Here is a 9330-nt window from a genome sequence, read left to right as displayed (position 1 = left end):
TTTGCACTGGCAGTCTCATTAGAGTTCCCGGCTTTACCCGTTGGCAACTAATGATAAGGGTTGCGCTCGTTATAGGACTTAACCTGACACCTCACGGCACGAGCTGACGACAACCATGCAGCACCTTGAAAATTGTCCGAAGAAATACTTATTTCTAAGTACGTCAATTCCCATTTAAGCCCTGGTAAGGTTCCTCGCGTATCATCGAATTAAACCACATGCTCCACCGCTTGTGCGGGCCCCCGTCAATTCCTTTGAGTTTCAACCTTGCGGTCGTACTCCCCAGGTGGGATACTTATTACTTTCGCTTAGTCACTGAGAATTTACTCCCCAACAACGAGTATCCATCGTTTACAGCGTGGACTACCAGGGTATCTAATCCTGTTCGCTCCCCACGCTTTCGTCCCTTAGCGTCAATCGGTATTTAGTAACCTGCCTTCGCAATCGGTGTTCTGTGTAATATCTATGCATTTCACCGCTACACTACACATTCCAGCTACTTCAATACTATTCAAGACTCGCAGTATCTATGGCAGTTCTACAGTTAAGCTGTAGGATTTCACCACTGACTTACAAATCCGCCTACGGACCCTTTAAACCCAATAAATCCGGATAACGCTCGCATCCTCCGTATTACCGCGGCTGCTGGCACGGAGTTAGCCGATGCTTATTCGTATGGTACATTCAGCACATTACACGTAATGTGGTTTATTCCCATACAAAAGAAGTTTAAAACCCATAGGGCTGTCGTCCTTCACGCGGGATGGCTGGATCAGGCTCTCACCCATTGTCCAATATTCCTCACTGCTGCCTCCCGTAGGAGTCTGGTCCGTGTCTCAGTTCCAGTGTGGGGGTTCACCCTCTCAGGCCCCCTAAGGATCATTGCCTTGGTAAGCCGTTACCTTACCAACTAACTAATCCTACGCATGCCTATCTATATCCGATAAATCCTTTTAATACAATGTAAGGCTACATTATATGTTATCCGGTATTAATCCGAGTTTCCCCGGGCTATCCCCGTGATATAGGTAAGTTACATACGCGTTACGCACCCGTACGCCGGTCTCTCTTGAAGCAAGCTCCAAAATACCCCTCGGCTTGCATGTGTTAGGCCTCCCGCTAGCGTTCATCCTGAGCCAGGATCAAACTCTCCATTGTAATTCTTTTTAATTTTACAAAAGTTTTCCCTGTACCCTAATTTTTAATAGAGCTTTCCCAAGTCGTTTTTGCTACTTTTTATCTTAAAATTTTTATGTCAATGATCTGTTCGTTTTCGCTCCTCTCCTCCCTTCTCTTTTCCTCTGTTCCTGAGTTGCGGGTGCAAAGATACATACTTTTTATTCCCTCACAAATTTTTACAAAACTTTTTTTAATATTTTTTTATTCATCCTCTAACTCCTTATCACTATATCTTTATTTATCAATATTTTATATTCTATTTTTTTATCCCACTTTTTTTTACTTTTTTTCGCTCATATTCTTCGTTTATCTCTTTTACCCCTTCTTTCTCTCTCTTTTTATTTATCCGGTTGTTATTCTTCTTTTCTATTCTCTCGCGCGCTCGTCTTATCTCTCTCGTTCTTTTGCCTCTTATTTTATTATCTTTATCTCTTTTAATGTTTCTGTTGACCCATAGTATTTTTCTATTATAAAATACTTCTAAAAAAAGAATTTGAAAAAAAGTAAATAATTTTTTTATATATTTTTAAGTTATAACTATGTTTTATAATAGAGTATAAAATATAAAAATCGTTAAGAGACCTTAACGATTTTACCATAAATATATTTCTAAGCATTTATCTTTTAGCTCTATATTCACTAACAGTTAATTGCTTTCTGCCCTTTGCTCTACGTCTTGCTAAAGTTTTTCTTCCATTAACAGATGACATTCTTTCGCGAAAACCATGTTTGTTTCTTCTCTTTCTTTCGGAAGGTTGAAATGTACGTTTCATTATTATATTATCTTTTTATCTTTATAATTTAATTTTCTTTTCAAGGTTGCAAAGATAGTATTTTTTTTTAATAGTTTTTCTTTTTTACTATATTTTTTGTTCATAATAAAAAAAGCATCTTATTATTATTTAAGATGCTTTTTATTCTTCAATAAGAATTAGTTTAGTTATTTACTTTAGCCATATGAGCTACTAATTCTAATACTTTATTAGAATATCCCCATTCATTATCATACCAGCTAACAACTTTAACAAAAGTAGGGCTTAATTGAATACCTGCTTTTGCATCAAAAATAGATGTACGTGGATCTGTAATGAAATCTGATGAAACTACTTCTTCATCTGTATATCCTAAAATTCCTTTTAATTCTCCTTCTGAAGCTTCTTTCATAGCTTTACAAATTTCTTCATAAGTAGTTTCTTTAGCTAAATTAACTGTAAGATCTACTACAGATACATCTAAGGTAGGTACACGAAATGCCATACCTGTTAATTTACCGTTTAATGTTGGAATAACTTTACCAACTGCTTTTGCAGCTCCTGTAGATGAAGGAATAATATTTCCTGCAGCAGCACGACCTCCTCTCCAATCTTTTGCTGATGGTCCATCAACTGTTTTTTGGGTAGCAGTTGTTGCATGTACTGTAGTCATAAGTCCTTCTAAAATACCAAATTTTTCATTTAATACTTTAACTACTGGAGATATACAGTTTGTAGTACATGAAGCATTAGAAACAAATTGTGTTCCTTTTACATAAGAATCTGTATTTACTCCATATACAAACATAGGAGTGTCATCTTTAGATGGTGCAGACATCACTACATATTTTGCTCCTGCTTGAACGTGTGCTTGAGCTTTATCTTTAGTTAAAAATAAACCTGTTGATTCTACAATATATTCTGCTCCTACTTCATTCCATTTTAAATCTGCAGGATTTTTTTCTGCTGTAACACGAATTGCATTTCCATTAACTACTAATTTCCCATCTTTAACTTCTACTGTGCCATTAAATTTACCATGTACTGTATCATATTTAAGCATATATGCCATATATTCTACATCTATAAGGTCATTAATTCCTACTACTTCTATATCGTTTCTTCCTTGTGCTGCACGAAATACTAAACGCCCGATTCGACCGAAACCATTAATACCAATTTTAATTTTTGACATAATATTTATTTTTTATTATTATATTTTTATGTTGAAAGAATATCTGCTACTTTAATTAAGTCTTTATCTATTTCGTTATGTTTTTTTATGGCTTCTTCTATAGGAGTAAATACTAATTTACTAGATTGCATACCAGCCATTACATTTGATTTACCTGCTATTAATCCTTCTACTGCTGCTACTCCTAATCGGGATGCTAATACCCTATCAGCAACTGTAGGTGATCCTCCTCTTTGAATATGACCTAAAACTGTCACTTTCACATCAAATTCAGGATATTTCATTTTAGTAAATTTAGCTAAATCATACACTCCTCCTAGTTTTTCACCTTCTGCTACAATTACTATACTAGAACTTTTTCCTTTTTCCTGGGCTTTTTCGAAAGCTATAAATAAATCTTCTATGCTATCTTTTTCTTCAGGAATAAGAATATCTAATGCTCCTGTGGCTATTCCGCTATTTAAAGCTATAAAGCCAGCATCTCTTCCCATAACTTCTACAAAAAACACACGATTATGAGAGGTAGCAGTATCTCTAATTTTATCTATGGCATCTACGGCTGTATTAAGAGCTGTATCATAACCTACGGTATAATCTGTACCAAAAATATCATTATCAATAGTCCCCGGAACTCCTATAAATGGAACTCCATGTTCTTTTTGAAATATTGTTCCTCCAGTAAATGATCCATCACCTCCAATTATTACCAAGGCATCGATATTATGTTTCTTTACAGTTTTTGCTGCCTTTTCTCTTCCTTCTTTTGTTCTAAATTCCTGGGAACGAGCTGATTTAAGTTCTGTACCACCTCTATTTATTAAATTTCGCACTGATCGAGGACCTAATTCTACCACATAATCATTAATAAGTCCTTCATAGCCCATTCTTATTCCACAGCAGACTATTCCGTAATAATTACATGCTCTTACGACTGACCTAATAGCTGCATTCATCCCCGGAGAGTCTCCTCCTGAAGTAAGTACTCCTATTTTCTTAATTTTACTAATGTTTTGAGGCATATTTATATCAATTTTACTTTTGCAAATATACTAATCATTTATTAAATATTAGATAAGAAATATATCATATGTGTATTTGTTTTTTTTTATAATTTATTTGTTAAATTTGTTGTCTATACTTACTTCAAATTTCCAACCATATCTTCTGGTTTTACCCACTCATCAAATTGTTCCGGTGTAAGTAGCCCAAGATTTACTGCTTCTTCTTTTAAAGTGGTTCCATTTTTATGTGCTGTTTTTGCAATTTTAGCTGCATTTTCATAACCTATATGGGTATTTAAAGCTGTAACTAACATTAGTGAATTATTAACTAACTCTTTTATTCTTTTTAGGTTGGGTTCTATACCTATAGCGCAGTGTTCTTCAAATGATATACAAGCATCTCCAATTAATTGGGCAGATTGTAAAAAATTATATGCCATTACTGGCTTAAATACATTTAATTCATAATTACCTTGGGTACCTGCAAATGATATAGTGGTATCATTTCCTAATACCTGTGCACAAACCATTGTCATAGCTTCATTTTGTGTAGGGTTTACTTTTCCAGGCATAATTGATGAACCGGGTTCATTTTCCGGAATATGAATTTCTCCTATTCCACTTCTTGGACCTGAGGCTAACAAGCGTATATCTTGTGCTATTTTATATAATGAAACTGCTGCTTGTTTTAGAGCTCCATGTGTTTCTACTATAGCATCATGTGCTGCTAATGCTTCATATTTATTATGGGCCGTAATAAATGGAAGTTTGGTAAATTCTGCTATATAGTTAGCTACTTTCACATCGTATCCTTTGGGGGTGTTTAATCCTGTACCTACAGCAGTTCCTCCTAAAGCTAGTTCGGATAGATGTGGAAGTGTATTTTTTATGGCTTTTATCGCATGATTTAATTGTGCTACATAACCTGAAAATTCTTGTCCCAAAGTTAAAGGAGTGGCATCCATTAAATGGGTTCTACCAATCTTTACAATATCTTTAAATTTTTCTGATTTTTTTTCTAGTGTATTCTTTAATTTTTCAATTGCAGGAATGGTGTGATCTACTATTTTTTTATAGGCAGCAATATGCATTGCTGTTGGAAATGTATCATTGGATGATTGAGATTTATTTACGTCATCGTTAGGATGAATAGGGCTTTTTTCACCTAATTTTCCACCATCTAAAACTAATGCTCTATTGGAAATGACTTCATTTACATTCATATTAGACTGAGTCCCTGAACCTGTCTGCCAAATAACTAAAGGAAACTGATCTGATAGTTTTTTTTCCAAAATTTCATTACAAACTTTTGATATTAGATCTTTCTTTTCTATGGGTAACACTCCTAGGTCATAATTCGCATGTGCAGCAGCTTTTTTTAAATATGCAAAAGCTTCTATAATTTCTGCTGGCATAGAAGCCTCTGGTCCTATTTTAAAATTATTTCTTGATCTTTCTGTTTGAGCTCCCCAATATTTATCTGCAGGAACCTTAACTTCTCCCATAGTGTCTTTTTCTATACGATAATTCATTTTTTTATTGTTTTTATTATATAAAGTTACAAAAATAAAAAGGATTATTAGTATTTATTTAAAATAATTCCAAATAATATTTTCTTTAAAAAAAAGGCTTCTAAAAAAATTAGAAGCCTTTTCTTTTAATTAACTTAATATATCGTTATTTTTTTTTGTTTTGTTGTTTAGCTTTTTGTTCTTGTATTTGCTTTTGTTGTTGCTGTGCTTGTTCCATCATTTCTTGCATTTTTTGTTGCCATCTGCTTCTTTTTTTAGCTGGTTTAGCTTTATTTTGCTGCATTTTAGCATGAATTTTTTCTTCATTAATCAAAAAGTTTTTAATTAATAAGATTAGTATAATATTAATTGCATTTGAGACTAAATAATACCAAGATAAACCTGAAGCATATGAGTTTAACCAAAAAATAAACATTACAGGCATTAGATACATCATAAATCTCATATCGGGCATCCCTTCTTGTGTCGGTTGTTGCATGGTTGATGTAGACATTCTTGTGTATATTAATAGAACGATACAATACAAAATTGTGAATAAACTAATGTGATTACCATATATACTTGATAAAAGTGGAATATGTGTAGTCCATTCATAAATAGAATCATAGGCTGTAAGATCGTCTGCCCATAGAAAAGATTGTCCTCTTAATGCTATATTATTAGGGAAAAATCTAAATAAGGAATAGAAAATAGGAATTTGAATTAAAGCGGGTAAACAACCGGCTAAAGGATTAACTCCTGCTTTTCTATACAGATCCATAGTTGCCTGTTGCTTTTTCATAGGATCCGAGTTTTTATGTTTTTCATTTAGTTCTTCTATCTCGGGTTTTAAAATTCTCATTTTAGCCCCTTGTATATATTGTTTATACATAATTGGAGAAGTAACTAATTTTACTACTATAGTCATTAGAAAAATAATCCATCCTGCAGCTATTCCAAATTTTGCTAAAAACTCATATACCCATAAGTAAAAAATACACAACCATTTCATCCATCCGTATGGAATATTATAAGAAAACTGTTTGCTATCGCCAGATTCGGTTTTGTAGGATTTTAATAAGTCATAATCTAAAGGTAAAAAATTCCATGTATAATTTTGTTTAATATCTCCTTTTTGTAAAGGAACAATAGTAGAAAAAACAAAATTTTTAAGGTAATCGGGATCTTCTTTTTCTGATTGTTGTGTTCCTTTAGATTTATAAAAGCCATTTTGAGATTCTAAAATAGTTGCAAAAAATTGCTGCTTAACACTTATCCAATCAATTTTGTCTTTTTCTTCTTCAAAACCATTGGTATCATAGTCTGTTTGAGAATAATTATTTAAACTATATCTGTATTCTGTATAAATAGTTTCCTGGGATTTACCTTTTTCTAATGCTAAGGCATTTTGTTGCCATTCTAATAAAGCATTTTGTACTGAGGTAATTTTAGATAAACCTTGAGTAAATACTGAAAAGTCTAAGGAATATTTTCCTTTTAATTTATATTTAAATTGTATAAGAGCGTCTTTTAAATTAGCAGAGAAAATAACTTCATTTCCCTGTACTGAAGGGGTGAATACTAGGTCTCTTGTATTTATAATCTTTCCATTTTTATCTTTAAAGGATATATTAAAGTCGGAATTATTTTTGTTTACTAAATATAAGGGTTTTTTATGCGAATTATTATCTTTATCATAAGCAGTCCACTTTTTTAATCGTACTTCTCTCAATTGAGCACCTAATGTACTAACTTTTATATCTAAGTTATCATTAGTAAAAGGAATTAATTCGACTTTTGCTTGAGAATCGGGATCAGGCTTTATTGGCTCAGGAGTATTAACAGCTACTGTTGATTTTTCATTTTCTACTACCTTTTTTTCTGTATTCTGTGCTTCTGTTATAGCTTCTTTTTGCTGATTATTAGAATATATCAGAAATCCAATTAAAATTATTCCTATCAGAATAAAACCTATGAGTTGATTTTTATCTAATTTATTTTTTTGCATTCTTTACTTTATTTATTTGATAGTTTTGTGAAGCTTTGATTAAAGCTGAAAATAAAGGGTGTGGAGAAGCCACGGTACTTTTATATTCCGGATGATATTGAACCCCTATAAAAAACGGATGTTCATTAATTATAATAGCCTCTACCAAACCTGTATCCGGATTGAAGCCTATTGCTTCTAAACCGTTTTTTTCAAATTCTGCTAAATATTCACTGTTAAATTCATATCTATGTCTATGTCTTTCTTTTATTTCTTGATTATTATATATTTTTTCTAAAGCAGAATCTTTTTTAAGTTTACATGACCATGCTCCTAATCTCATAGTTCCTCCTTTATTGGTAATATTTTTTTGCTCTTCCATAAGACAAATTACTGGATGTGTGGTCTGCGAATTAAATTCTATACTATCTGCATCCTTATAACCTAATACATTTCTAGCAAACTCTATTACTGAAACTTGCATGCCTAAGCATATACCTAATAATGGAATTTTATTTATTCTAGCATATTGACATGAAATGATTTTCCCTTCAATTGCTCTATCTCCAAATCCTGGAGCTATAATAATTCCATTAACCCCATGTAAATAATCTGAAATATTTTCCGGCGTTAAATCACCACTATAAATCCAACGGATATTCACTTTTATATCCGAATAGGCACCCGCATGTATTAAAGCTTCAACAATAGATTTATAGGAATCTTGTAAGGAAACGTACTTCCCTATCAGAGCTATTTCAACTTTACTTTTAGGGTTTTTATATTTCTGTAAAAAACTGTTCCATTGTTTTAGATCGGGCTTTGTTTCAGAAGACAAACCCAATTCTTTAAGCACTAAAGAATCAAAATTTTGTTTATGTAGATACAAAGGTACTTCATAGATAGTGGGTAAATCTTTACTTTCTATTACATTATCTATATTTAAATTACAAAATAGTGCTAATTTAGAGCGTACTTCTTTCGGTATATGGTGTTCTGTTCTGCAAACTAAAAAATTAGCCTGAAGTCCATTTTCCATTAACTGCCGTACAGAGTGCTGAGAAGGTTTTGTTTTTAATTCTCCACTTGCTGCTAAATATGGGACTAAAGTAAGATGAATGACTAATGAATTTTGATACCCTAATTCCCAACGCAATTGACGCACTGTTTCAATATAAGGCAAAGACTCTATATCTCCTACAGTACCTCCTATTTCTGTAATTATTATATCGAATTCATTCTTCTTTCCAAGAATTTTAATTCTCCTTTTGATTTCGTTGGTAATATGAGGAATAATTTGCACGGTTTTCCCTAAAAAATCACCTTTTCTTTCTTTATCAATAACTGTTTGATAAATTTTTCCCGTAGTAACGTTATTATTTTTGCTGGTAGGACTGTTTAAAAATCTTTCATAATGTCCTAAATCTAAATCTGTTTCTGCTCCATCTTCTGTAACATAGCATTCTCCATGCTCATAAGGATTTAGAGTACCAGGATCTACATTAATATAAGGGTCTAATTTTTGAATGGTTACCCTATAACCACGGGCTTTTAACAACATCCCTAAAGATGCGGCTACAATTCCCTTTCCTAGGGAAGATGTTACCCCACCCGTAACAAATATATACTTTGGAGAAGATTGGTCAGACATAGTTTAAATAAAAAAATTTTAGAATATTACGTTTACTTTTATAGTTTAAGAATA

At 32.6% G+C, this 9330-nt stretch carries 6 protein-coding genes and 1 rRNA gene; all 7 read right to left on the bottom strand.

Translation table 11 applies throughout. The annotated features are described in order from the left end of the window. Positions 1–1158: ribosomal RNA gene (locus C4S76_RS05985) — 16S ribosomal RNA — on the bottom strand; the annotation flags it as partial. Positions 1159–1796: 638 nt separating this feature from the next. Beyond that, positions 1797–1952, bottom strand: coding sequence for a 50S ribosomal protein L34 (gene rpmH, locus C4S76_RS05980; protein ID WP_105193572.1), 156 nt, complete (start codon positions 1950–1952; stop codon positions 1797–1799). A gap of 163 nt (positions 1953–2115) precedes the next feature. After that, positions 2116–3126, bottom strand: a complete 1011-nt coding sequence (gap, locus tag C4S76_RS05975) for a type I glyceraldehyde-3-phosphate dehydrogenase (protein ID WP_105193571.1) — start codon at positions 3124–3126, stop codon at positions 2116–2118. A 26-nt stretch (positions 3127–3152) separates the two neighbouring features. Beyond that, on the bottom strand, positions 3153–4145 hold the full coding sequence (pfkA, locus tag C4S76_RS05970) for a 6-phosphofructokinase (RefSeq protein ID WP_105193570.1): 993 nt from the start codon (positions 4143–4145) through the stop codon (positions 3153–3155). A gap of 119 nt (positions 4146–4264) precedes the next feature. After that, the gene (fumC, locus tag C4S76_RS05965) at positions 4265–5659 is read right to left on the bottom strand and encodes a class II fumarate hydratase (RefSeq protein WP_105193569.1); all 1395 of its coding nucleotides are present in this window, start codon (positions 5657–5659) and stop codon (positions 4265–4267) included. A 145-nt stretch (positions 5660–5804) separates the two neighbouring features. Then, the gene (yidC, locus tag C4S76_RS05960; RefSeq protein ID WP_105193568.1) at positions 5805–7646 is read right to left on the bottom strand and encodes a membrane protein insertase YidC; all 1842 of its coding nucleotides are present in this window, start codon (positions 7644–7646) and stop codon (positions 5805–5807) included. Further along, positions 7633–9276 (bottom strand): CTP synthase, encoded by a 1644-nt coding sequence (locus tag C4S76_RS05955; RefSeq protein WP_105193567.1) that lies wholly within the window; start codon positions 9274–9276, stop codon positions 7633–7635. Before C4S76_RS05955 ends, yidC begins: the two co-directional genes overlap by 14 nt. Between the last annotated feature and the right edge of the window lie 54 nt (positions 9277–9330).

Source organism: Apibacter adventoris (assembly GCF_002964965.1).
In the GTDB taxonomy this organism is placed as follows: domain Bacteria; phylum Bacteroidota; class Bacteroidia; order Flavobacteriales; family Weeksellaceae; genus Apibacter; species Apibacter adventoris.
This window is presented reverse-complemented; position numbering and strand designations above follow the sequence as displayed.